18 protein-coding genes are annotated in these 22,563 nt (G+C 74.1%); 8 read left to right on the forward strand and 10 right to left on the reverse strand.

Translation table 11 applies throughout. The features are described from left to right. Window positions 1-68 precede the first annotated feature (68 nt). Complete coding sequence (locus ACBR40_RS15670; RefSeq protein ID WP_344204191.1) at window positions 69-695, reverse strand: LysE family translocator; 627 nt, start codon at window positions 693-695, stop codon at window positions 69-71. 82 nt (window positions 696-777) lie between these two features. Between ACBR40_RS15670 and ACBR40_RS15675 the strand changes: the two genes are divergently transcribed. After that, window positions 778-2,115, forward strand: coding sequence for a PLP-dependent aminotransferase family protein (locus ACBR40_RS15675; protein WP_371249166.1), 1,338 nt, complete (start codon window positions 778-780; stop codon window positions 2,113-2,115). Window positions 2,116-2,366: 251 nt separating this feature from the next. On the opposite strand, the gene ACBR40_RS15680 is transcribed toward ACBR40_RS15675, so the two are convergent. Then, window positions 2,367-3,005: a class I SAM-dependent methyltransferase gene (locus ACBR40_RS15680; RefSeq protein ID WP_371249167.1), complete on the reverse strand. Its 639-nt coding sequence runs from the start codon at window positions 3,003-3,005 to the stop codon at window positions 2,367-2,369. A 146-nt stretch (window positions 3,006-3,151) separates the two neighbouring features. On the opposite strand from ACBR40_RS15680, the gene ACBR40_RS15685 reads away from it, so the two are divergent. The 4 genes from ACBR40_RS15685 (at window position 3,152) to ACBR40_RS15700 (ending at window position 7,593) form a co-directional block, all read left to right on the forward strand. After that, window positions 3,152-4,414 (forward strand): hypothetical protein, encoded by a 1,263-nt coding sequence (locus ACBR40_RS15685; protein ID WP_371249168.1) that lies wholly within the window; start codon window positions 3,152-3,154, stop codon window positions 4,412-4,414. 316 nt (window positions 4,415-4,730) lie between these two features. Further along, complete coding sequence (locus tag ACBR40_RS15690) at window positions 4,731-5,756, forward strand: ABC transporter substrate-binding protein (protein ID WP_371249169.1); 1,026 nt, start codon at window positions 4,731-4,733, stop codon at window positions 5,754-5,756. Then, entirely contained in the window at window positions 5,753-6,853 is a 1,101-nt protein-coding gene (locus ACBR40_RS15695) for an iron ABC transporter permease (RefSeq protein ID WP_364458474.1), read from the forward strand. The genes ACBR40_RS15690 and ACBR40_RS15695 overlap by 4 nt, the downstream gene beginning before the upstream one ends. Continuing rightward, complete coding sequence (locus tag ACBR40_RS15700; RefSeq protein WP_371249170.1) at window positions 6,850-7,593, forward strand: ABC transporter ATP-binding protein; 744 nt, start codon at window positions 6,850-6,852, stop codon at window positions 7,591-7,593. The genes ACBR40_RS15695 and ACBR40_RS15700 overlap by 4 nt, the downstream gene beginning before the upstream one ends. Here the strand turns inward: ACBR40_RS15700 and ACBR40_RS15705 are convergent. Next, complete coding sequence (locus tag ACBR40_RS15705) at window positions 7,505-8,995, reverse strand: MFS transporter (protein ID WP_371249171.1); 1,491 nt, start codon at window positions 8,993-8,995, stop codon at window positions 7,505-7,507. The two genes, ACBR40_RS15700 and ACBR40_RS15705, sit on opposite strands and share 89 nt — an antisense overlap. A gap of 99 nt (window positions 8,996-9,094) precedes the next feature. On the opposite strand from ACBR40_RS15705, the gene ACBR40_RS15710 reads away from it, so the two are divergent. Both ACBR40_RS15710 and ACBR40_RS15715 read left to right on the forward strand, forming a co-directional pair. Further along, window positions 9,095-9,784, forward strand: a complete 690-nt coding sequence (locus tag ACBR40_RS15710) for a TetR/AcrR family transcriptional regulator (protein ID WP_371249172.1) — start codon at window positions 9,095-9,097, stop codon at window positions 9,782-9,784. A 9-nt stretch (window positions 9,785-9,793) separates the two neighbouring features. Next, window positions 9,794-10,807, forward strand: coding sequence for an NAD-dependent epimerase/dehydratase family protein (locus ACBR40_RS15715; RefSeq protein WP_371249173.1), 1,014 nt, complete (start codon window positions 9,794-9,796; stop codon window positions 10,805-10,807). Here the strand turns inward: ACBR40_RS15715 and ACBR40_RS15720 are convergent. Genes ACBR40_RS15720 through ACBR40_RS15745 form a run of 6 tightly spaced genes read right to left on the reverse strand, consistent with a single transcriptional unit; the run spans window position 10,797 to window position 20,543 of the window. Beyond that, a complete protein-coding gene (locus ACBR40_RS15720) occupies window positions 10,797-12,011 on the reverse strand; it encodes a cytochrome P450 (RefSeq protein WP_371249174.1) in 1,215 nt (404 codons plus the stop codon). The two genes, ACBR40_RS15715 and ACBR40_RS15720, sit on opposite strands and share 11 nt — an antisense overlap. Next, window positions 12,008-15,991, reverse strand: coding sequence for a type I polyketide synthase (locus tag ACBR40_RS15725; RefSeq protein WP_371249175.1), 3,984 nt, complete (start codon window positions 15,989-15,991; stop codon window positions 12,008-12,010). Before ACBR40_RS15725 ends, ACBR40_RS15720 begins: the two co-directional genes overlap by 4 nt. Further along, window positions 15,988-17,049, reverse strand: coding sequence for a ketoacyl-ACP synthase III family protein (locus ACBR40_RS15730; RefSeq protein WP_357626182.1), 1,062 nt, complete (start codon window positions 17,047-17,049; stop codon window positions 15,988-15,990). Before ACBR40_RS15730 ends, ACBR40_RS15725 begins: the two co-directional genes overlap by 4 nt. Before the next feature lie 42 nt (window positions 17,050-17,091). After that, complete coding sequence (locus ACBR40_RS15735) at window positions 17,092-18,129, reverse strand: ketoacyl-ACP synthase III family protein (protein ID WP_344204225.1); 1,038 nt, start codon at window positions 18,127-18,129, stop codon at window positions 17,092-17,094. After that, complete coding sequence (locus ACBR40_RS15740) at window positions 18,129-18,980, reverse strand: phytanoyl-CoA dioxygenase family protein (protein WP_364458499.1); 852 nt, start codon at window positions 18,978-18,980, stop codon at window positions 18,129-18,131. Before ACBR40_RS15740 ends, ACBR40_RS15735 begins: the two co-directional genes overlap by 1 nt. A 51-nt stretch (window positions 18,981-19,031) precedes the next feature. Then, the gene (locus tag ACBR40_RS15745; protein WP_371249176.1) at window positions 19,032-20,543 is read right to left on the reverse strand and encodes an FAD-dependent monooxygenase; all 1,512 of its coding nucleotides are present in this window, start codon (window positions 20,541-20,543) and stop codon (window positions 19,032-19,034) included. 235 nt (window positions 20,544-20,778) lie between these two features. Between ACBR40_RS15745 and ACBR40_RS15750 the strand changes: the two genes are divergently transcribed. After that, a complete protein-coding gene (locus tag ACBR40_RS15750) occupies window positions 20,779-21,969 on the forward strand; it encodes a cytochrome P450 (RefSeq protein WP_371249177.1) in 1,191 nt (396 codons plus the stop codon). Here the strand turns inward: ACBR40_RS15750 and ACBR40_RS15755 are convergent. Then, on the reverse strand, window positions 21,966-22,469 hold the full coding sequence (locus ACBR40_RS15755) for a DUF421 domain-containing protein (protein WP_371249178.1): 504 nt from the start codon (window positions 22,467-22,469) through the stop codon (window positions 21,966-21,968). The two genes, ACBR40_RS15750 and ACBR40_RS15755, sit on opposite strands and share 4 nt — an antisense overlap. Between the last annotated feature and the right edge of the window lie 94 nt (window positions 22,470-22,563).

The following is a 22,563-nucleotide window of genomic DNA, read 5'->3' on the forward strand; positions in this document are numbered from 1 at the left end:
CCCGCTTCAGGCCGGCGCCACGCCTCGCCTTCCGGACGCGCGGTAGCCGCCTTCAGGACACGGCTCCCCTACGGCGCGACGGCGAGTGTGACCGCGAGTACGGCGAGGAGGGATCCCATGACCAGGCGTTGCGCCCGGAGCCATGCGGGGCGGGCGGCCAGGAATCCGGCGATGCCGCCGGCGGCCAGCACGATCGCGAGGTTGACCAGCAGGGCGACGGCGATCTGCACACAGCCGAGCACGGTGCCCTGGAGCAGGACGTTCCCCTGGTCAAGGGCGATGAACTGCGGGATGACCGCGACGTAGAGCAGCGCGATCTTCGGGTTGAGCAGGTTGGTCATCAGGCCCATGAGGAACAGCCGGCGCGGCGGTTCCGGCGGTACGTCCCGGGACGCGAAGACGGACAGCCCGCCGGGCTTGACCGTCTGCCAGGCCAGCCACAGCAGGTACAGCGCGCCCGCGACACGGATGACGGTGAGGAGCCCGGGGAGGGCGGCGAACAGCACGGCGAGGCCGAGGTTCGCGGCCACGAGGTAGACGAGGAACCCGGCGGCGACCCCGGCCAGGGAGATGACGCCGGCCCGCCGCCCCTGGCTCGTGCTCCGGGATATCAGGTACATCATGTTGGGCCCCGGTGACAGCACCATCCCAAGACCTATGGATGCCACGCCGAGCACCGCGGTTTGTTCGACCATGAAACGAAGCTATCTGCCTCGCAATCTCGGTACAATATGGCAAATTGAAGTCGGAGCAACGAAGGGATTGGGTGGGCCCAAGGTGGAGGACTTCAGAGCAGTCGCCGACCTGATCGCCCGGGACATCGCGGCAGGGCGGTTGCGGCCGGGCGACCGGCTGCCGCCGCAGCGGGCGTTCGCGCGCGAGCACGGCATCGCCGGCTCCACCGCGGCCCGCGTCTACCAGGAGCTGACCCGCCGGGGCCTGACCGTGGGAGAGGTGGGCCGCGGCACGTTCGTCCGGGCCGCCGATCCGCGGCCGGGGCCGGCCCTGGCCGAGCCCGCCGACAGCCGGATCGACCTGGAGCTCAACTACCCCGTCGTCCCCGGGCAGGCGAAGCTGCTCGCCGACGGCATCAACCCGCTGCTCCGCACCGACGTGCTGGAGTCGGTCATGCGGCCGGTCGGCGCGGCGGGCACCGCCTCGGCCCGCGGTGTGGCCGCCGATCTGCTCGCGCGCGGGCGCTGGCGCCCGGACCCCGAGCGGCTGCTGTTCGCGGGCAACGGCCGTCAGGCGATCGCGGCGGCCCTCTCCGCGTTCGTTCCTCCCGGCGGGCGGCTCGGGGTGGAGGAGCTCACGTACCCGGTGCTCAAGGGCATCGCGGCCCGCGCCGGCGTCACGCTCGTCCCGCTGCGGACCGACGCGGCGGGCCTCGATCCGGCGGACCTCGCGAACGCCGCGCGCAAGGCCCCGCTGAAGGCCGTCTACGTCCAGCCGACCATGCACAACCCGCTGTCGATCAGCATGCCCGAGGAGCGCAGGGCCGAGCTCGCGAGCGTCCTCGCCCGCCTGGACCTGCTCGCGATCGAGGACGCGATCTGGTCGTTCCTCCGCGACGACCTGCCGCCCCTTGCCTCGTACGCCCCCGAGCACACGGTCCTCGTCGACAGCCTGTCCAAGCGGCTCGCGCCCGGCCTGTCGCTCGGCTTCGCGGTCCTGCCGCACGCCGCCGTCGCGTCCGTCGCGACGGCGCTGCGCTCGGGCGGGTGGACGCCGATGCGGTTCGCACTGGAGGCGGCCACCCGGTGGCTGAGCGACGACACGGCGCGGGCGGTGGCCCACGCCAAGCAGCAGGACGCGGCCATGCGCCAGGAGATCGCCGCGAGCCACCTCGCCGACTTCGCCGTACGCAGCGATCCGCGTTCCTATTACTGCTGGTGGGAGCTGCCGGCGCCGTGGCGGGCCGACACGTTCGTGGCGGCCGCCGCGCGGCACGGCATCGCGGTCACTCCCGGGGCCGCGTTCGCGGTCGGGCGGAACAGCGCCCCCAACGCCGTTCGCCTCGGCCTCGCCTCACCCCCGCCGGAGACCCTCTCCCGGGCTCTGGCCGTCCTCGCCGCCCTCGCCCGGTCCACGCCGGACGACCTTCTCGCCGAGTGACCTCCATCCGGCCTCCTCGCCGAGTGACCCCCAACCGGCCTCCTCGCCGTGACCTCCATCGGGCCTCCTCACCGAGTGACCCCCAACCGGCCTCCTCGCCGAGTGACCTCCACCCGGCCTCCTCGCCGTGTGACCCCCAACCGGCCTCCTCGCCGAGTGACCCCCAACCGGCCTCCTCGCCGAGTGACCTCTATCGGGCCTCTTCGCCGTGTGACGCCCAGCCGGCGCTCTCGGGCGGGAGATATGCGCCGCTACTTCCGGCGCATCAGCAGGCGGCCCTGGCGGAACCGCTCCCCCTCGTGCGGCTCGCGCAGCACCCGGCCGACCTCGGCGAAGCCGGCCGCGCCCGCCAGCGCGGCCAGCTCGTCGATCGGCCACCGGTACGCCGTCGTCACCTTGTGGTCGAAGGGCGTCACCGGCTCGTCCTCGGACTCGAAGAAGCCGAGCAGCAGATGACCGCCCGGGGCCAGGACCCGGCGGAACTCCCTGATGTACGCCGGCAGCTCCTGTGGCGGCACGTGGATGACCGAGTACCAGGACACGATGCCCCGCAGCTCTTCGTCGGCCAGGTCCAGGGCGTCCATCGAGCCGACCTCGAAGCGCAGCTCCGGATACGCCTCACGGGCGATCTCGATCATCACCGGCGACAGGTCGAGGCCGAAGACGTCCAGTCCCAGCTTCCGCAGGTACGCCGTCACGTATCCGGGGCCGCAGCCGAGCTCGGCGACCGGTCCGCCACCGCCGGTCCGTACGACCTCGGCGAACACCTCCAGCGCCGCGCGGTCCAGCGGCTGGTCGTCGAGCGCGTTCTGGAAGAGGCTGGCGTACAGGGCGGCGACGGCGTCGTAGGCGTTCGCCGTGTCGGTGAGGCAGGAGGGGCGTTCGATCATGACGGGCCACCCTACCCGAGGGCCGCGGCCCCTACCCGGCCGTCGCTCCTCCGCGGCGGACGCGCGGATTTGGGTTGCGGGTGAGGGCTGATGCTCCATGCTGAGCGTGTCCCAGCATCGTCCATGCTCACCTGCGAGGAGCCCTCTTGACCCGGTACGCCGTCGATCGCAGCCGCAACGCCCTCATCGCCTCCTGGAACACCGGGGTGGGGGACACTGCGGCGGTCGTAGCCGATCTTCCCGCCGGGATGTCCAGCCACGACGCCCTCGCTCTGGCCAGGGCGCTGACGCGGCTCTCCGAGGTCTGCTGGCGGTGTTACACGCATCCGGCGAGCGCCGCCGGCAGTCAGGAGGCCGGGTCCGAGGGTGAGCGCCGGCAGGCGGAGCGTGATGCCTTCGCCGTCGTTCTGACCGCGCTGACCAGCCCGAACCTGCCCTCGGACGGCTACCTGGCACGGTCCTTCGTACGGGTCGAGGAGGCCGCGCATCGGGTGGGGCGGGCTCTGCACGCGCTCGGGGCCGCCGAGCTGACCACTCGCGTCACCATCGACGTCGCCGCGGAACTGGCCGCCATCGAGCAGGCCGAGCTGGGCAATCTGGCCGAACGCGCCCGGCAGGCGGTCGCCCTCACCCGTGAGGACGCCTCCCCCGTCCAGGTGGCTCAGGCGAACAATTTGCTGCACGGCGATCCGTTCGGTCCTGAGACGCTCTTCACCGAGATCGATCCGGCCGCGGCCGCCGTCGCCGCCGCGCACTGGCTGGACGCGGCGGCCGCCGTCACCGCCGAGTACGCCGGGCTGCCCGCCACGCAGATCGTGGTCGAGGCCGACACCATCGAGGCGCTTCCTCACGAGACGCCCACCCTCGTCCTGGAGTTGATGGCCGATGGCGCCTCGCCCCGTCAGGCGGTGATGTCCCTGATTCGCGAGGCTCTGCGGGTCGCTGAGGGTGAGATTCCCGACCTCGCGCAGCTCCAGCAGCGGATCAACGCCGCCGAACGGCTGCTCGCCCAGTGGCGCGAGGACCAGCGCGAGCCACGCCTGGACGCCCTCGGCCTGCGGCTCACGCCCCTGGATCCCGCTCGTCCGGCCCTCGATCTCCTGGAGGACCTGCTCAGTGGGATCCGCGGCTGCTGGCTGTTGTATGCCGAATACGCCACCGAGCGCGACGAGACGGATGTCTCCCAAAAGGAGGGCTCTGACGCGGAGGGTCCTGACGTAGTGGCCCGCGACGCAGAGGTCCACGACGCCGGAACCTTCGACGCTGAGGATCTTGACGCAGAGGGCTCCGCCGCGGAGGGTCCCGACGTCGAGGACCTCGACGAGGAGGGGTGGCGGGAGCGCCGCATCGCGTCGTTCTTCGCCGAAGTCCGGCAGGCGGCTGCCGCCCGGCGCGACCGCCTGCTGTAACCCTCTTGCCGAGGCTCCCTGCAGTGCCCCTGCCGAGGCTCCCTGCAGTGCCCCTGCCGTGGCTTCCTGCGGTGCCCCTGCCGTGGCTCCCTGCGGTGCCCCTGTCGAGGCCTCCTACCGCGGCCCCCACTGGAGCCTCCTGCTGCGGCCTCCTGCTGCGGCCTCCTGCTGCGGCAGCGTGTGCCGGCGGCGTGTGCCGGCGGCCCTGCCATGATCCCGAAGGAGTTTATTGCGAGTTGCTCGCAACTGCGATTTATGAGCAGAATGTGGTGTTTTCTCAGCACGATCGACCGACCGCTCGCCCCCGGAGACCACCATGAGAAGGCTGCTCGTCCTCGTGACGGCTCTGACACTGACCGCCTGCGGGCAGGCGCCGGCCCTCCAGGAGGCCGCCCAACAGAACGGTCAGCAGAATGGGCAGGCGGCGCAGGCCGGGTTCCCGGTGACGGTCGAGAACTGCGGGCGGAAGCTCACCTTCGACCGGCCGCCCTCCAAGGTGGTGACCGGCTACCACCCCGCCCTGGAGACCCTGCTCGCCCTCGGTCTGGGCGACCGGATCGCCGGGCGCACGTTCTTCGGTGAGAGCGCGTTCCTGCCGGGACAGAAGGAGCAGTACGACAAGATCCCGCAGATCAGCGAGACGATCATGCTGCCGCAGAAGGAGGTCATGCTCGCCCAGGGCGCGGACTTCGTCCTGGACAACGCGATGGCGAGCTTCGACGCCGCCGGCGGTTACGCCACCGTCGAGGAGCTGGACGCGGCCGGCTCCCCCGTCTACATCCTGGGCGGCTGGTGCAGCCCCGAGGAGGTGCTGCGGTTCACGCTCGACGACACCTTCACCGACCTGCGCAACCTCGGCCGGATCTTCGGCGTCCCCGAAAGGGCGGAGAAGCTGGTGACCGAGTTGCAGGGACAGCTCGCCGGCGTCAAGAAGCGGGTCGAGGGCCGTACGCCGGTCAAGGTGCTGGCCACCGACGGCGGCAAGGGCCCAGTCAACGCCTACGGCGGCGCCGGCGTCACGAACCAGATGATCACCATGGCGGGCGGCGTGAACGTGCTGGCCGGGGTCAAGGCCGACTACACCGAGGTGAGCGCCGAGGAGGTCAGCGCGTCCCAGCCGGAGGCGCTGCTGGTCAGCGACTACGCCACGCTGCGCGGCGAGGACACGCCGAGCTCGCCGGCGAAGGCCGAGGAGGCGTTCGCCATCGCCAGGAACAGCCCCGCGGCGAAGGACCGGCGCTACCTCGCCCTGCCCGTGGCGGCCCAGCATCCCGGCTACCGCAACCTCCTGGCCGTCACCGACCTCGCCCGGTTCCTGCACCCGGACGCCTTCGCGCAGTGACCGGCACCACCACGCGGAGCCCGGCGCCGGCCGGGCCGCCCGTCCTCCGTGACCGGCGCGCGCGCCGGTTCGTCCTGCTCGTCGTCGCGCTCGCCGTCGCCGCCGTCGCCTCGACCTGGCTCGCGGTGAGCATCGGCGCGGTGCCGGTCGCCCTGCCGCAGGCGTGGGGCATCGTGGCCGACCGGCTGGTGCCCGGCGCGGTGCCGCGTACGTGGACGCCTGTGCAGGAGCAGATCATCTGGGAGTTCCGGCTGCCGCGCGCGCTGCTGGCGCTGCTGGTCGGGGCCGGGCTGGCGGTGGTCGGGGCGGTGCTGCAGGCGCTGGTGCGCAACCCGCTCGCCGACCCGTTCCTGCTCGGCGTCTCCTCGGGGGCGTCGTTCGGGGCGGTGCTCGTGCTGATCCTGGGGGCCTCGGCGCTCGGCGGGCTGTCGTTGTCGGCCGCCGCCTTCGCCGGGTCGCTGCTGGCCCTCGGGCTGGTGTACGTGCTGGCGCAGCGGGCCGGGCGGCTCACGCCGTCGCGGCTGGTGCTGGCCGGGGTGGCGCTGGCGTACCTGTTCCAGGCCGCCTACAGCTTCGTGCTGCAACTCGCGCAGAGCGGGCGGGCCGCGCAGCAGGTGCTCTTCTGGCTGATGGGCAGCCTCGGCGGGGCCCGCTGGCACCTGCTGCCGCTGCCCGCCGTGGTGCTCGCCGTCGGGGTGGCGTACCTGCTGGTGCAGCACCGTCCGCTGAACGCGCTGGCCGCCGGGGAGGAGACGGCCGTCTCGCTCGGCGTGAACGTCAACCGTTTCCGCCTGACCCTGTTCGTGCTGACCTCGCTGCTGGTCGGCGTGATGGTGGCCACCAGCGGCGCGATCGCGTTCGTCGGGCTGATCGTGCCGCACGCGGCGCGCCTGCTCGTCGGGGCCGACCACCGCCGGGTGCTGCCCGTGACGGCGCTGCTCGGGGCCGTGTTCCTGCAGCTCGTGGACATCGCGGCGCGGACCGTCAACGCGCCGCAGGAGCTGGCGCTGAGCATCGTCACCGCGCTGTTCGGCGTGCCGTTCTTCCTGTGGCTGCTGCGCCGCCGCTCCGTGGACCGGGCGGTGACCGTCGGATGAGGCTCGACCTGAAAGGGGTGGCCGTCACGCTGGACGGGCACCCGATCGTGCGCGAGGCCGGCCTGGAGGTGGCCGACGGCGAGCTGGTCGGCCTGGTCGGGCCGAACGGCTGCGGCAAGTCCACCCTGCTCCGCGCCGTCTACCGAGCCCTGCGCCCGTCCGCCGGGCTCATCGCCGTGGACGGCGACGACGTGCACCGGCTGCCGGCCCGCGAGGCCGCCCGGCGTACCGCCGTCCTGGCCCAGGAGATCCCGGCCGACCTGGACTTCACGGTGACGGAGATCGTCGCCATGGGCCGTACCCCGTACAAGGCGGACGCCGCCGCCGACGCGGCGGTGTGCGCCCGCGCGCTGGACCGGGTCGGCCTGAGCGGGGCCGCGGGACGGATCTTCGCCACCCTGTCCGGCGGCGAGAAACAGCGGGTCCTGCTCGCCCGCGCCCTCGCCCAGCAGACGCGGCTGCTCCTGCTCGACGAGCCCACCAGCCACCTCGACATCCGCCACCAGCTCGAACTCCTGCACCTGATCCGCGAGCTGGGGATCGCCACGCTGGCCGTGCTGCACGACCTCAACCAGGCCGCCGCCTTCTGCGACCGCCTCTACGTCATGAACGCCGGCCGCGTCGTGGCCGGCGGCCCGCCGGGCGAGGTCCTCACCCCCGGCCTGATCTCCGAGGTGTACGGGGTGCGCGCGGTGCGCCGCCCCCAGCTCGTCTTCGAGCGGCTCCAGGAAGATCGGTGATCCGCCGAGGCGGCAGCAGGAATCCCAGCGCCGCCGACACGAGCAGCAGCGCCGCCACGCAGAGCAGGGCGGCGACCGTCGCGTCGGCGGGCGGACCGGCGTCCAGCAGGGAGAAGAAGACGGCGCCGATGACGGCGATCCCGAGCGCGGTGCCGAGCTGGATCGTGGTGTTGATGACGCCGGACGCGGCGCCGGCGTCGTCGTCGCGGACGTGCGCCAGCACGACGGTGATCAGCGTCGTGGCGACGGCGGCCATGCCGAGGCCCGCGACGAAGAGCCCCGGGACGAGCTGCCACTGTCCCACTTCGGTGCCGCCGAGCCGGACCGCGCCCGCGACCATCCCGATGCCGGCGGCCATGACCAGCGGCCCGGCGATGACGACGCGGCGGCCGAGCATGGGCGCGAGCCGGGTGGCGGCGCCGGAGCCGAAGACGACGCCGACGGCGAAGGCCAGCAGGGTCAGCGCGGTGCGCAGCGGCGTCCAGCCGGCGAAGTCCTGGAGGAAGATGGTCATGACGAACCCGTAAGCGGGACCGCAGAAGAAGAACACCGCGACGGCGAGGCCGCCGCTCACCGCGCGGCTGCGGAACAGGGCGGGGTTGATCAGGGGGTCCGCGCCGCGCCCGACCGCCGTCCGTTCCCTCCGGAGGAACATCGCGAACAGGAGGACGGCGGCGACCGGCAGGGCGAGGATCCACCCGGGCCGCCCCAGCGCCTGACCCTCGATCAGCGGGTGGAACAGTGCGGCCAGGGCGGCGGTGGCGATGAGCAGGCCGAGGACGTCGAACCTCCGCGCGGCCCCGGTCCGGGACTCCGGCGCCAGGGCGGCCACGCCGGCCAGGCAGACGAGCCCGAACGGCACGTTGACGAAGAAGACCGTCCGCCAGCCCCAGCCGAAGAGGCCGGCGTCGAGCAGCAGGCCGCCGAGCAGCGGCCCGCTGACGCCGCCGACGGCGAACGTCATGCCGAACGCGGCGATGGCCTTCGGCCGTTCCTCGTCGGAGAACTCCGTCTGGATGAAGGGCAGGACCTGCGGGATCATCAGCGCCGCCGCGGCGCCCTGCACGAGGCGGGAGACGACCAGCATGGCCGGGGACACCGACGCGCCCGCCGCGACCGACGCGACGACGAAGACGACCAGGCCGGCCAGGAGGACGCGTTTGCGGCCGAACCGGTCGCCGAGCCGGCCGCCGGTGATCAGCAGCGTGGCGAAGGCGAGGGTGTAGCCGGCCGCGGTCCACTCCAGCACGGTCTCGCTCGCGCCGAGGTCGTGCCGGAGGGAGGGCAGCGCGATGAGGACGACCGTGGCGTCCAGGAGGTCCATGAAGACCGCGATGAGGATCACGATGAGGGCGGGCCACCGTCGAGGGTGGAGGCGCACTGCTCCGGTCGGCTCGTGCATCTGAACGCTCCAGGGGGGTTCGTGGCTCTCCACGAGAGAATCACCGACAGGATGAATCTGTCAACCAACGGATAATTAGCGGATCGCTAGGCTGGATCCATGTCGACCGCACCCGGCTCCTCCGGCACACCTCGACGCGCACGGCGTTCGCCTGAGCCGCAGGAGCGGCAGCGGGACGCGGAGCGCACCAAGGCCCGCATCCTGGAGGCGGCGATCGTCGAAGTGTCCGCGGTGGGGCCGGCGCAGGTGCGGGTCGCCGCCATCGCGGCGCGGGCGGGCGTCAACAAGCAGCTCATCTCCTACTACTTCGGCGGGCGGGACGGGCTGCTGCGGGCGATCGGCGAGCGCTGGCGGGAACAGAAGGTCGCCTTCGAGAACGAGGCGCGGTCGCTGCCGGACGTCATCGCCGACTACGTCGGGCAAGGAGCCGGCGACGCGGTCGCCACCCGCATCCTCGCCTGGGAGGGCCTGCACTACGACGGCCCCGAGCACGACCCCGACCGGGAGGGCCGGCGCGAGCAGGCCGCGCGCGACGTCGCCGAGCTGCGGCAGCGGCAGGAGCGCGGCGAGCTGGCCGACGACCTCGACCCGGCCGTCGTGCTGCTCGCCATGATCGGCGCCGGCGTCGCGCCCGTCCTGCTGCCCCACATGGCCAACGCCATCTGCGGCGCCGACGCGCGGTCCCCCGAGTTCGTGGCGCACTACACGGAGCAGATGCGGCGGATCGCCCGCCACCTCTCCTCCGCGGTCAGAAAAGACGCCGAGGGCGGTAGGACGGGGGCGGGTTAAGATCAACTGGTGACGGTTCACGGTCGGAGCGCCTTCATCATCGGCGGCACGGGCCAGATCGGCCGGGCCACCGCCGCCCGGCTCGCCGCGGCCGGCTACGCGGTCACCCTCGGTCAGCGCCGGCTCCGCCCGGACGCCGCCGCGCCGCCCGGGGCGCGGCTCGTCCAGATCGACCGGGCCGACACCGAGGCGCTGCTCGCCGCCCTCGACGGCCACGACCTGGTCGTGGACACGGTCGCGTTCAACCCCTACCACGGCGCGCAGCTCGCCCGGCTGGCGGGCCGGGTCGGCTCCCTGGTCGTCATCTCGTCGGGGGCGGTCTACCGCGCTCCCGGCCTGCCGGTGCCGATCCCGGAGACGTGGCCGACGATCGAGCGCGAGGCCCACGACTACCCGGCGGGGAAGGCGGCGCTGGAGCGCGTCCTGCTGGCGACGCCCGAGCTGCCGGTCAGCGTCCTGCGGACGGGCGTGCTGCACGGGCCCCACGGCACGTCGCTGGACCACTGGTGGTTCATCAAGCGGGCGCTGGACAAGCGGCCGTACGTCGTGATCGCCCAGGACGGCGGCAGCCGGTTCCCCACGACGGCGGTCGCGAACGTCGCCGAGCTGATCCGCCTGTGCGGCGAGCGGCCCGCGGCCCGGGTGCTCAACATCGCCGACGATCCGCTGACCGTCGCCGAGATCGCCGCCAGGATCTTCGCCGTCATGGGCCACGAGGCGGAGATCGTCACCTTCGCGGGCCCGTCGCGACCCGACGGCGTGGGCTTCCATCCGTGGAACGTGGCCGAGCCGATCGTGTTCGACACCGCGCGGGCCCGCGCCGAACTCGGCTACTCCCCCGCGCTCCCCTACGACGACGCGCTGCGCCAGGACGTCGAATGGGCCGTGCCCGCCGTACGCGCGGCCGAGGCCGCCGGCGGCGGCTGGCCGGACGTCTTCCCCGACCTGGTCGAACGGCACGGCCCCGACGTCTGGTTCCCGTACGCGGCCGAGGACGCCTACCTGGCGGGCCCTACCAGGTGACCGGCACCGCGTGCGGCCCGAAGAACGGGGCGTCGTAGGCGAACGGCACCTCCTCGAACGCGACCGCGAGGCGCAGCTCCGGCAGCCGGGTCACCAGCGTGCCGAGGGCGGCCCGCAGCTCGGCGCGGGCCAGGTTCGCGCCGACGCACTGGTGCACCCCGTGGCCGAAGGCGAGGTGGTGGTGGGCGGACCGGCGGATGTCGAACGTGTCCGGGCGCTCGAACGCCCGCTCGTCCCGGTTCGCGGAGGCCGCCAGCACCGTGAGGCGGTCGCCGGCCCGGATCCGCGCTGAACCGACCTCCAGGTCGGCGGTCGCGACCCGGTCGAAGCTGACCCAGTCCTGCACCGAGTGGAAGCGCAGCAGCTCCTCGACCGCGCCCGGCAGCAGGCCGGGGTCGGCGCGCAGCGCGGCCAGCTGCTCCGGGTGCCGCAGCAGCGTGAGCACGCCCAGGGAGAGCGTGTTCGCCGGCGAGTCGTAGCCGGCGAGCAGCATGAGGAAGCCCATGTTGACCAGCTCGTCGGCGGTCAGCTCGCCGGTGGGCAGGTGCCGGGCGGCCAGCCGCCTGATGACGCCGTCGCGCGGCTGCCGTTCCGCGTCGTGGATCAGCCCGCGCAGGTAGCCGCGTACGTCCCTGGACGCCTCGGCCGCGACGCTCGGGTCCATGCTCGTCACCGACAACATCCGCAGCCGCGACTCGAAGAAGCCGTGGTCGGCGGGCGGGACGCCGAACAGCTCGCAGAGGACGCGGGCCGGGACCCGGCGCGCGTACCCGGCGACTAGGTCGGCGGGCGGCCCGGCCGCCAGCAGCTCGTCGATCGCCGCGCCGGCGATCCGCTGGAGGGCCGGGCGCAGGGCGTTCATAGGGCGGACGCCGAGCTCCGGGATCAGCACCCGACGGAACCGGGTGTGCTCCGGCGGGTCCAGATCCACGAAGAAGCCGTCGTCCGGGCGGTCGTCGTCGGGGCCGCGCGGGCGTTCAGGGCGGCCGGTGTTCGAGCTGATCCGCGGGTCGCTGAGGAGTTGCCGCGCCTCGGCGTGGCGGGTGACCGCCCAGACCGGGGCGCCGTTGGGGAGGGCGGCCCGGACGACGGGGGCGGTGGCCCGCAGTCGGGCGTACTCGTCGGGTGGCGCGAGCGGGCAGCTCCGCGCCATCGGGAACGCCGGCGTCGGGCCCGGGGCCGGGGCCTGGTCGGCGACGCTCACCTCGCTCCCCCGCCGGGCCTGGCAGTGCTCACCGTTTCCCCGCCGGGCGCGGCGGCGCTCACCGCTTCCAGGTCGGGCGCGGCGGCGCTCGCCGCTTCCCGGCCGGGCGCGGCGGCGCTCACCGCTTCCCGGCCGGGCGCGGTGGCGGGCACCGCTTCCCGGTCGGAGAGCACCCCGGCGATGTAGTCGGCGACGGCGGCGACGGTCGGCTGCGCCCACAGCAGCGTCGCCGGCAGCGAGCACCGGAACCGCTGCTCCAGCCGCCGCCGGACGACCACGGTCATCACCGAGTCGAGCCCCTGCTCGATGAGCGGCCGGTGCGGTTCGAGGTCGGTGGGGGCGAGCCGCATCTCCTTGGCGATCTGCGCGCTGACCTCCTCGACCAGGAACGTGCGCAGTTCCTCCGGCTCCAGGTGGGCGAACGAGTCGGCGGGCCGCTCACCCTGCGCGCCGCCGCTCCCGGCGGGGGCGGGCGCGTCGATCACCGGGTAGCGCAGGCCCGTCAGCCTGCCGACGACCGTGCCGGTGTCATCGATGATCCGTACCTGTGCCGTGTCGTCGGCCTGCTCGTCGTCGAGCAGCACCTCGATGGTGACCGGACCGTCCGGCACGCCCGAGGTGACCAGCCGGTCGATCCTGGTCACCATGCGCAGCAGCGGGTCGCCGGGGAACACGCTCGGCGCGACCGACATGGCCGCGTCCAGGACGGGCGTCCACGGCGAGGCGCCGGACGGGACCGGGCCGCAGCGGACGCGGGCGCGCACCGCGCCGTCCCCCATCTGCAGCTCCTCGACCTTCCAGTCGAACCCCGTGTCCGGTACGCCGACCGCGGCCAGCCGGGAGGTGACCAGGCCGGGATCGGCGGGGGCGAGCGGCCGCGGCCGGGGCTCGGGCGGGGCGGCCGGCGCGTCGGGGATCGCGGCGGTGGCGATGAGCTGCCAGGCGGCGTCCTGCTCGCCCGCGAGCCTGGCGGCCAGGCGCAGCTCGGCGCCCTGGCGTACGACCTGGATCTCGCGGCGGTCGGCGGTCAGCAGCGGAGCCGACATCGTCACGTCGGACAGCTCCTCGCCGCCGGCGGCGGCCAGGAACGTCGCCGTGAGGACCGCGGCCGGCACGATCTCCACGCCCTCGATCGCATGGCTGCCCGGGTAGGGCCGGGTGTGGTCGTCGAGGACGGTACGCCACAGCCGGACGTCCGTCCCGGCGAGATCGACGTGGTCGCCGAGCAGCGTGTGCGTGTCCGGCTCGTGGCCCCGGCCGCCGGTGTCGGGCGGCGACGGCGGACGCCAGTGGGTGCGCCGCTGCCACGGGTACGCCGGGAGCGTGACCGGCCCGCCGGACGGCTGCAGCCGGCGCCAGTCCACGTCGAGCCCGGCGCAGTGCGCGGCGGCCACGGCGGTGAGCAGGGCGGTCCTGCCGGGCCGGTTGCGGCGCAGCGACCCGCCCACGAAGACGTCCTCGTGGCCGCCGTCGCCCAGCGTCTCCAGCACCGAGTGGGTGACGACCGGGTGCGCGGAGATCTCGATGAACGCGCGGTAGCCGTCGGCCGCGGCGGCGCCGACCGCGTCCGCGAGGCGTACCGGGCGGCGCAGGTTGGCCGCCCAGTACGCGCCGTCGAAGCCGGGCCGCCCGCGCGGGTCGTCCAGCGCCGTCGAGTAGACGGCGATGCCGGGGGCGGCGGGCGTCAGGCCGGCCGCGGCGGCGGCCAGGTCCGGCATGAGCGGGTCCATCTGCGGGCCGTGGAAGGCGACGTCCGAGGCGACCCGGCGGGCCGGGATCCCCTCCTCCAGCCAGCCGGTCAGCACCTCGGCGACGGCGTCGGGCTCGCCGGAGACGACCGTGGATCCGGGCGACGACGCGATCGCGGCGACCACGCCCTCATGGCCTTCGAGCCGCCGTTCCGCCTCGGCGAACGGAAGCTGCACCATGGCCATCGCGCCCCGCCCCGCGACCCGGCGCAGCAGGCGGGAGCGGCGGCAGATCAGCCGGGCGCCGTCGAGGCGGCTCAGCACGCCGGCCGTCACCGCGGCGGCGATCTCGCCGACGGAGTGGCCGATCACCGCGTGGGGGCGCACGCCGTACGCGCGCCAGACCTCGACGAGGCCGACCTGCATCGCGAAGATCATGGTCTGGACGAGGTCGACGTCGGTGAGCTCGCCCCCGCTCAGCGCCTCGCGCGGCGAGAACCCGATCTCCTCGGCGAACACCGGCTCCAGCTCGTCTATCACGGCGGCGAACGCCGGCTCGGCGGCCAGCAGGTCCCGGCCCATCCCGGCCCACTGCGAGCCGTGCCCGGAGAAGACGAACACCGGCCCGGGGCCGGGGTCGGCGAGCGGCCGTCCGGTGGCCACGGCGTCGTGCGGGGTGCCGGCGGCGAGGTTGCGCAGCCCGGCGGCGAGGGCGGTCTCGTTGTCCGCGACGACCACCGCGCGATGCGACAGGTGGGTACGGCGCAGCGCGAGCGTGTGCCCGAGGTCCGCCATCGTCACCCGGCCGGCCGCGCGAGCCGCGCCGACCGGGTCGGCCACACCAGTCGGATCGGCCGCACCAGCGGCGCCTGCCGCACCAGCCGGGTCGGCCACGGCGGCGACGGCGGCCAGGTCGGACGCGGCCTGGCGCAGGGCCGGTCGGGTCGCGGCGGACACCGGGAAGAGGCTTCCGGCGGCTCCCCCGGCGGGCGCGGGCGCCGGTGGTCCCTGTTCGAGGACCACGTGGGCGACCGTCCCGCCGTAGCCGAAGGCGGAGACCGCGGCCCGGCGGGGGTGCCCCGCCTCGGGCCAGGGCGTCGGCCGGTCGGCGACGCGCAGCCCGGCGGCGGCCCAGTCCACGGCCGGGGTGGGGGTGTCCAGCCGGCTCGGCGGGATCTCGCCGCGCTGCACCGCGAGGACGGCCTTGACCAGGCCGGCGACGCCGGCGGCGCCTTCCAGGTGGCCGATGTTGGACTTGGCCGAGCCGATCAGGCACGGCCGTTCCCTGCCTGCCCCGTAGACGGCGGCCAGCGCGGCGGCCTCCAGGGGGTCGCCGACCGCGGTGCCGGTGCCGTGCGCCTCGACGTAGCCGACCGTGCCGGGCTCGACGCCGGCCTGCCGCAGCGCGCGGCGCATGACGTGCTCCTGCGCCTGGCCGCACGGCGCCATGATGCCGGCGGTGTGGCCGTCCTGGTTGACGGCGCTGCCGAGGATGGTCGCGAGCACGACGTCCCCGGCCCGTACGGCGTCGCTCAGCCGCTTGAGCACCACGACCGCGGCGCCCTCGCCCCGGCCGTAGCCGTCGGCGGCGGCGTCGAACGACTTGCTCCGCCCGTCCGGCGCGAGGGTGCCGGCCGCGTCCAGGGTCAGCGTCTCGCCGGGCGACAGGATGAGGTTGACGCCGCCGGCCAGCGCCAGGTCGGTCTCCCCCGACCGCAGCGCCTGCACGGCCAGGTGCACGGCGACGAGGGACGCCGAGCACGCCGTGTCCACGGCCATGCTGGGGCCGCGCAGGTCCAGCGCGTACGACACCCGGTTGGCGACCGCGCAGGTGGCGGCGCCGATCCCGGTCCACGCCTCGATGTCGGGCAGGTCCTCGAGCAGCCGGTGGCCGTAGTCGCCGGTGCACACGCCGACGTACACGCCCGCGTCCGTGCCGGCCAGCGCGCCGGCCGGGGTGCCGGCGTGCTCCAGCGCCTCCCACGCGGTCTCCATCACCAGGCGCTGCTGCGGGTCCATCAGCTCCGCCTCGCGCGGCGAGAGCCCGAAGAACTCGGCGTCGAAGTCCGCCACCCGGTCGAGGAAGTGGCCGTACGGCACCGCGCGGCGGGCCGCCGCCGCGTAGGACGGGCCGCGGTCGGCGTAGGAGCGCCAGCGGTCGGCGGGCGCGGGCCCGCTCGTGTCGCGTCCCTCGCACAGCAGGTTCCAGTACCGCTCCGGCGTGTCGGCGCCGCCGGGCAGCCGGCAGCCGATCCCGATCACCGCGATGGCCTCGAACTGTCGATCCGTCACGCGTCCCCTCCCCGAGCCCGCGACCAGGCGGGCGACTCCAGAATCTCCACGACGGCGGCCGAGATGGTCACGCCGGGGCCGTAGGCGAACATCAGCAGGTGGTCGCCGGGTCCGAGGTCGCCCCCGCGGACCAGGTGCTCCAGGGCGAGGACCTGGTCGCTCGCCCCGCAGTGGCCGATGGTGCGGCCGAAGTCCCAGGTCGAGCGGGACGCCGGGATGCCCAGCCGGTGCTCGCAGATCTGGTCGGCGATCTCCTGCGAGGTGTTCATGCAGGTCAGCCTGGTCACGTCGGCCGCCTTGACGCCCGCCTGCGCCAGGGCGCGGTCGATCACCTCGACCATGCGCTCGTCCAGGGTGACCAGCACCATGGTCCCTTCGCCGCCGGCGACCGCGCGGCGGCGGAAGGTGTCGTTGTGGGCGGCGAAGTCCAGCGGGCGGCCCTCGGTGACGCCGGGCGGGAACAGCGGCTCGGCGCAGCGGTGCATCTCCTCGGCCTTCGACACCGACACCGAGCACACCGAGGCCAGCCGGGCGAACCCCGGCTCGGTGTCGAGCACGAGGGCGCTGCCCGCGTCGCCGGCGATCGCGCCGGGCAGCATCCGCCAGCGGTCGGCCAGCGGCGTGCCGTAGTTGTCGGCGGCGACCAGCAGGGCCGCCTGGCGTCCCGGCTCGGCCCGCAGGTAGCTCGCGGCCAGCTCCAGTGCCGCGAACATGCCGTTGCAGCCCTGCTTGAGCTGGGTCGACAGGACGCCGTCGCCGACCAGGTGGCGCTGCACGTACGCCTGGGGCGGCCAGCCCTCCGGGCCCTGGTGCCAGGTGGAGGTGTAGAGGAGCAGGTCGAGGTCGGTGGGCGAGCGGCCGCTGCGCGCCACCGCCGTACGGGCCGCGCGGAGCGCCATCTCCGGCGCGGGGACGTCGCCGGCCACCGCGACCGAGGCGATCCCGTGCAGCTCGGCCTCCTCGGCCGGGTACCAGCCGGCCGCCACCGCGTGATCCACGTCCACGGTGCCGGGCAGGTAGGACCCGACGCCGCTGATGTACATGTCCGCCGTCTCCATGTCGCCTCCTGGCTCGTTCGGAACAGGTCGGTGCGGCCCTCCTCAGGAGGCGTACTCGGGCGGGATGTCCAGGATCCGCAGCACGGCGCAGGCCAGGGTGGTGCCGGCGCCGAACCCGAGGAGCAGCATGTGGTCGCGCGGGGCCAGCGCGCCGGTGGCGAGCAGGTGGTCGAGGGCCACGAACTGGTCGCCGACCCCCAAGTGGCCGACGCCGGCGCCGTACTCCCAGGTGGTGTCGGCCAGGGTCAGCCCGAACCAGTTGACGCCGCGGTGCTCCACGTCGTCGCGGCGTACGTGGGGGAAGGCGACCCGCGCCACGTCGTCGAGCGTGAGATCGGCCTCCTTGAGCGTGCGGTCGGCCAGCTCCAGCATCGCCGTCTGGATCGCCAGCATCACCTGGGCGCCGTCGCCGTGCAGCAGCCGGTTGCGGAACTCCCGGTTGCGCGCGGCGAAGTCCAGCGGCCGGCCCACGGTCGCGTCCGGCGGGAACATCGGCACGCCGCCGTCGTTGACGGCCTCGGCCTCCGGCACCACGCGGACGTTGACCGACAGCAGCTCGGCGAACCCGGTGTCGGTGGTGAGCAGCAGCGCGCAGCCGGCGTCGCCCATCACGGTGCCCTCGATCATCCGCCACCGGTCGACCAGCGGCGTGCCGTGGTTGTCGGCGCCGACGAGCAGCGCGCTGCCGCCGGGACGCAGGTATCCGGCGGCGAGCTGGAGCGCGTTGAACAGGCCGCAGCAGCCCTGCCGCAGCTCGACGGCCGGGACGTGGCCGCCGGTCAGGTGCTGCTGGAGGTAGTACTGCGGGGCCCAGCCCTCGGGGCCCTGGTGCCAGACGTCGCAGTACAGCAGGAGGTCGAGGTCGTGCGGCGACAGCCCGCCGGAGCGTTCGAACGCCTGCCGGGCGGCGCGCAGGCCGAGCTCGGGCGCGGGCACGTCGCCCGCCACCGCCGCGCCTCTGAGCTGGAAGTGCTCCACCTCGTCGGCCGGGTAGCGGCCCTCGGCGACGGCCGTCTCGATGCCGACCACGGGCGGCAGGTGGACGCCGATGCTGCGCAGGTACGTGCCGGAAGTACGCATCAAGCCTTTCCTCGGAGCAGCAGCATCGGGTCGTCCAGCTCGTACAGGCCGCACATCGGCGGGCAGGGCTCGTAGCCGAGCAGCCGCTGGACGTCCTCGGGGTAGCCGCGGACCACGTCCAGCGGGATGGACAGGTACTGGTTCTCCTCCTGCCGGAGGTTGCCGAGGTCCAGGGCGTACGACAGGCCGGTACGCGGCCCGTCCGAGCGGTTGGCGCCGGCCCCGTGGTAGGTGCTGCCGAGCCAGAGCAGCGCGGACCCGGCGCGCATCTCGGCGGGCACCGCCTCGTCCTCGCGCGGCCCCCGCTCGTCGTCCCAGCGGTGGCTGCCGGGGATCACCCGGGTGGCGCCGTTGCGCGCGGTGAACTCGCTGGCCGCGATCATGACCTGGACGCGGCTCTCCGGGCCGGGGTGGGTGCGCAGGTGCGCGGTGTCGTCCCGGTGCAGGCCCTGGACGGGGACGCCGGGCTGGATCTGGATCGCCCGCGAGATGCCGAGCTGGATCGTCGGGACGAACTCGATGCGCTGCTCGCCGAGCCAGGCGCGGACCGGCCGTTGCAGGAAGTGCCGGGCCGCGCCGAGGAAGTGCGGCTGGCGCAGGACCGTGACCGAGTGCGCGCTGCGGCGGACCAGGCCGGGCAGGATGCGGGTCTTCTCGCCGACCAGCCGCCCGTCGCCATCCGCGGTGCGCTCCAGGTCGGCGCGCAGGTCCGCCCAGAGGCCCGCGAGCGTCCCGGGGTCGATGAAGTCCTCGATGATCACTGCTCCGGCGGCTTCGACCGCTTCGATCGCCTCGTCGATCGCGGCCGAGGCGGGCAGGGTGGTCAGGGTCGTCAGGGTGGAATCGCTCATCCCGGCCTCCGCAGGGGGCTGAGTCGTGGTCGGACGGTCGTGACGAGAGGGTCAGGCGGGCGGGCCGAACCACCGTTCGAGCGCGGCGGTCAGCGACGCCCCTCCGGCGGGCGTGCTCCAGGCGACGAAGCCGTCCGGGCGGACCAGCAGGGCGTCCGCCGGGGCCTCGGCGCATTCGGCGCTGATCAGGTCCACCCGGTCGGCCCAGGGCTCGGCGAGCGCGCGCAGGCCGGGGTCCGGGCCGAGGTCGAGCAGCAGGGGCCGCCCGCCGCGCTGCAGCTCGGCGAGCCGCGCCGGGCCGTCGGCGCTCTTCAGCCGCAGGTCGGGGCAGAAGCCGCCGACCAGCGGGCCGGTCAGGGAGGGGTCGCCCATGTCGTACGTGATGTGCAGGTCGTCGATCAGGGCGGTCAGGTTCCGGTTCGTGTGCTCGTCGAGCAGCAGCTGGGTGAACAGCCGGCGCAGCGCGTCCACGTGCGGGCCGGGACGCATGAGCGCGATGGAGGCGCGCTGGACCTCCAGGGTCTGCGCGCCGACCGGGTGGCGTTCGGCGGTGTAGGTGTCGAGCAGGTCCTCGGGGCACCGGCCGCGGGCGACGGCGGCCAGCTTCCAGCCGAGGTTGATCGCGTCGCCGAGGCCGAGCCGCAGGCCGGGCCCGCTCCACTGCGACTGGACGTGGGCCGCGTCGCCGGCCAGCAGGACCCGGCCCTGGCGGTAGGTGGCGGCCTGCCGCTCGTTGTCCGTGAACCGGTTGATCTTGTGGACCTTGGTGACGGTCACGTCGGTGCCGCTGAGCCGGCGCAGCGACTCCTGGAACTCCTCGCGTGTGATGGGCGCGTCCCTGTTCGCCGGGCGGCCGATGAACTCCAGGGTGATGAACCGGGGCGGGCCCTCCTCGTACACCAGGAGCCCGTTGTCCTTGCGGAACCAGCCGGGCAGGTGGAAGCCGGGGTCGTCGATGTCGGCGAAGGCGCGGTAGCCGGTCGTGACGCCGTCGGTGCCGGGGAAGGGGATGCCGGCCAGCTTCCTGACCGTGCTCCGGCCGCCGTCGCAGCCGACCAGCCAGTCGGCCCGCAGCGCGTACGGCCCGGCGGGGCCCTCGACGTCGAGCCGTACGCCGTCGCCGTCCTCGGCTTCTGTGAAGCCGGTGAGCGTGTGGCCGCGCCGTACCTCGACGCCGAGCTCGGCGGCCCGGCGGGCCAGCTCCCGCTCCAGCACCTGCTGGGGCACCAGCAGGTCGGGAGATTCCGGGCGGAGCACGAACATGGTGGCGAAGTGCCGCGCGCCGGGGAACGCCTTGGGCTGCAGGCTGTCGGGCCGCCGCTCGCCCTGGGCGATGCGTTCGCGCTCCTCGGGCGTCGGCTGCGCCGGGGTCCCGTCCACCCCGAGCATGAGGCCGCGGCGGTCCAGGATGTCGATGGCCCGCCCGGTGATGCCTTCGGCCTTCGGATGTTCCTCCATCTCGGGCAGTCGTTCGAGCACCACCACCGGCACACCGTGCAGCGCCACCTCGCAGGCGAGGAAGAGCCCGATCGGTCCACCACCGACTATCGCGACCTGTGTCATGCACACCTCTGCTGAGGGGGTGAGAATGCTGGGGAAATCGTCGGATCACCGGCCGCTGACCTGCGGCGACGGCCGGTGCGCGGTCCTGTTGCCGATGGGTTGACAGGTGACTGTTCTGTCAGCCGATGCCGATGTTAAGTCGATGATCAAAGAATTCCTAGTGGTGGAATTTTCCGTGTTTGTCATGCATAATCCCCTTCGGCCTTGATCAACAGCTCGCAGGGGAGGCCAACCCATGAGCGACGGCCAGACCGCCCAGTCCCTGGAAACCGACCGGCCCACCCCCTTCGACCCGCCCGTCGCGCTGCGCCGCCGCCCCCCGCTCAGCAGGCTGGCCTACCCCGACGGCCACCTCGGCTGGGTGTCCACCGGGTACGCGGAGACCCGCGCCATCCTGGCGGACCCGCGCTTCAGCACCCGGCGTGAGCTGCTGCACCAGCCGGTCGGCGGCGAGCGCGCGACCGAGCGCCCGACGCCCGCCGAGCCGGGCATCTTCCCGCACATGGACCCGCCCGAGCACACGCGCTTCCGCCGCCTGCTCGCCCACCACTTCGGGCCCCGGCGGGTGGCCGGGCTGCTGCCCGCGATCCGGCGGCACACCGCCGAGGCGCTCGACGGCATGGCGGGCGGCGGGGGCTCCGCCGACCTTCTGACCGCGTTCGCCATGCCGATCCCGGCGCTCGTCATCTGCGAGGTGCTGGGCGTGCCGGTGGAGGACCGGCAGCGCGTGCAGGCGGCCACGGCGGTGATGAACGACCTCGACTCGCGCCCGGACCAGGTCGGCGCGGCAGTCATGACGATCACGGGGACGGTGCGCGACGTCCTCGCCCGGCAGGTTCCGAGCCCTGGGGAGGGCGGGCTGCTGGCGCACGCGGCGGCCACCGGCGAGCTGAGCGACGAGGAGCTCACCAACCTCGGGATGGTGCTGCTCGCGACGGGTCACCTGCCGACGTCGAGCATGCTGGCGCTCGGGGCGTTCGCGCTGCTGACCGAACCGGCCCAGCGGGCCCTGCTGGCGGCCGACCCGGAGCGGGCGGTCGAGGAGCTGCTGAGGTACCTGTCGGTGCTCCAGTTCGACGTACGGCGGACCGCGCTGGTCGACGTCGAGATCGGCGGGCAGGTCATCGCGGCCGGGGAGACCGTGGTGCTGGCGCTGCCGGTGGCCAACCGCGATCCGGGGCGCTTCCCCTGCCCGGACGCGCTGGACCTGTCCCGCTCCGCGACCGGGCACCTGGCGTTCGGGCACGGCGTCCACCAGTGTCTCGGGCAGCATCTCGCGCGGGCCGAGCTCCGGGTGGCGCTGACCGCGCTCTTCGAGCGCTTCCCCGACCTGCGCCTGGCGGTGCCGGCGGCCGAGGTGCCGACCCGCGACCGCTCGGCGGTGTACGGCGTGGACCGGCTGCCGGTCACCTGGGGGCGCCCTTAGGGCTCGTCCACCTCGCCGCGGTCGCGGCGCACGACGCTGATCAGGCCGTTCGGCTCCAGGTAGGCGGACTTGACCTCGTCCAGGTCCTGGATCCCGTGCAGCCGGAGCTGGGTGAGGACCTCATCGCGGGTCATGAACTCGCGGCGCATCACCTGGAGGTTGAGCCGGCCGTCGCTGATGAGCGGGCGCGGCCGGGCCTTCAGCACCCGGGCCGCGCGCGGCCAGCGGTAGGCGACGGCGTCCACGACGACGCTCCACACCAGGATCGTGGCGACCAGCAGCAGCCCGTCGCCGACGGAGTGCGACGACCCGGTGAGGCCGCCCGCCGCGGCCTCGGCGACCAGGACGACCAGCAGCACGTCCGTGAGGCCGAGGCCGCTGGCCTCGCGCTGCCCGGCGACGCGCAGCATGAGCAGCAGCGCGAGGAACGTCACGGTCCCGCGTACGAAGATCTCGGCAACGGGCGTGCTGAGCAGGAAGACCGCTCCCCAGTCGGGCATACGACCTGGCTACCCGGGCCGGCGTGCGGCGAATCCCCACGTGAGGAGCCGGGACCGCCGGTCAGACGGGTGCGATATCCGTCCGTGCCGTCCG

Source organism: Nonomuraea sp. AD125B, assembly GCF_041402765.1.
GTDB classification, from domain to species: Bacteria; Actinomycetota; Actinomycetes; order Streptosporangiales; family Streptosporangiaceae; genus Nonomuraea; species Nonomuraea bangladeshensis.

Excerpts from the sequence above, each read along its gene's own strand:
- ACBR40_RS15745 (WP_371249176.1), bottom strand. The coding sequence starts at position 20,543 with ATGACACAGGTCGCGATAGTCGGTGGTGGACCGATCGGGCTCTTCCTC.
- ACBR40_RS15750 (WP_371249177.1), top strand. The coding sequence starts at position 20,779 with ATGAGCGACGGCCAGACCGCCCAGTCCCTGGAAACCGACCGGCCCACC.
- ACBR40_RS15755 (WP_371249178.1), bottom strand. The coding sequence starts at position 22,469 with ATGCCCGACTGGGGAGCGGTCTTCCTGCTCAGCACGCCCGTTGCCGAG.
- ACBR40_RS15680 (WP_371249167.1), bottom strand. The coding sequence starts at position 3,005 with ATGATCGAACGCCCCTCCTGCCTCACCGACACGGCGAACGCCTACGAC.
- ACBR40_RS15670 (WP_344204191.1), bottom strand. The coding sequence starts at position 695 with ATGGTCGAACAAACCGCGGTGCTCGGCGTGGCATCCATAGGTCTTGGG.
- ACBR40_RS15740 (WP_364458499.1), bottom strand. The coding sequence starts at position 18,980 with ATGAGCGATTCCACCCTGACGACCCTGACCACCCTGCCCGCCTCGGCC.
- ACBR40_RS15730 (WP_357626182.1), bottom strand. The coding sequence starts at position 17,049 with ATGGAGACGGCGGACATGTACATCAGCGGCGTCGGGTCCTACCTGCCC.
- ACBR40_RS15690 (WP_371249169.1), top strand. The coding sequence starts at position 4,731 with ATGAGAAGGCTGCTCGTCCTCGTGACGGCTCTGACACTGACCGCCTGC.
- ACBR40_RS15705 (WP_371249171.1), bottom strand. The coding sequence starts at position 8,995 with ATGCACGAGCCGACCGGAGCAGTGCGCCTCCACCCTCGACGGTGGCCC.
- ACBR40_RS15735 (WP_344204225.1), bottom strand. The coding sequence starts at position 18,129 with ATGCGTACTTCCGGCACGTACCTGCGCAGCATCGGCGTCCACCTGCCG.
- ACBR40_RS15700 (WP_371249170.1), top strand. The coding sequence starts at position 6,850 with ATGAGGCTCGACCTGAAAGGGGTGGCCGTCACGCTGGACGGGCACCCG.
- ACBR40_RS15710 (WP_371249172.1), top strand. The coding sequence starts at position 9,095 with ATGTCGACCGCACCCGGCTCCTCCGGCACACCTCGACGCGCACGGCGT.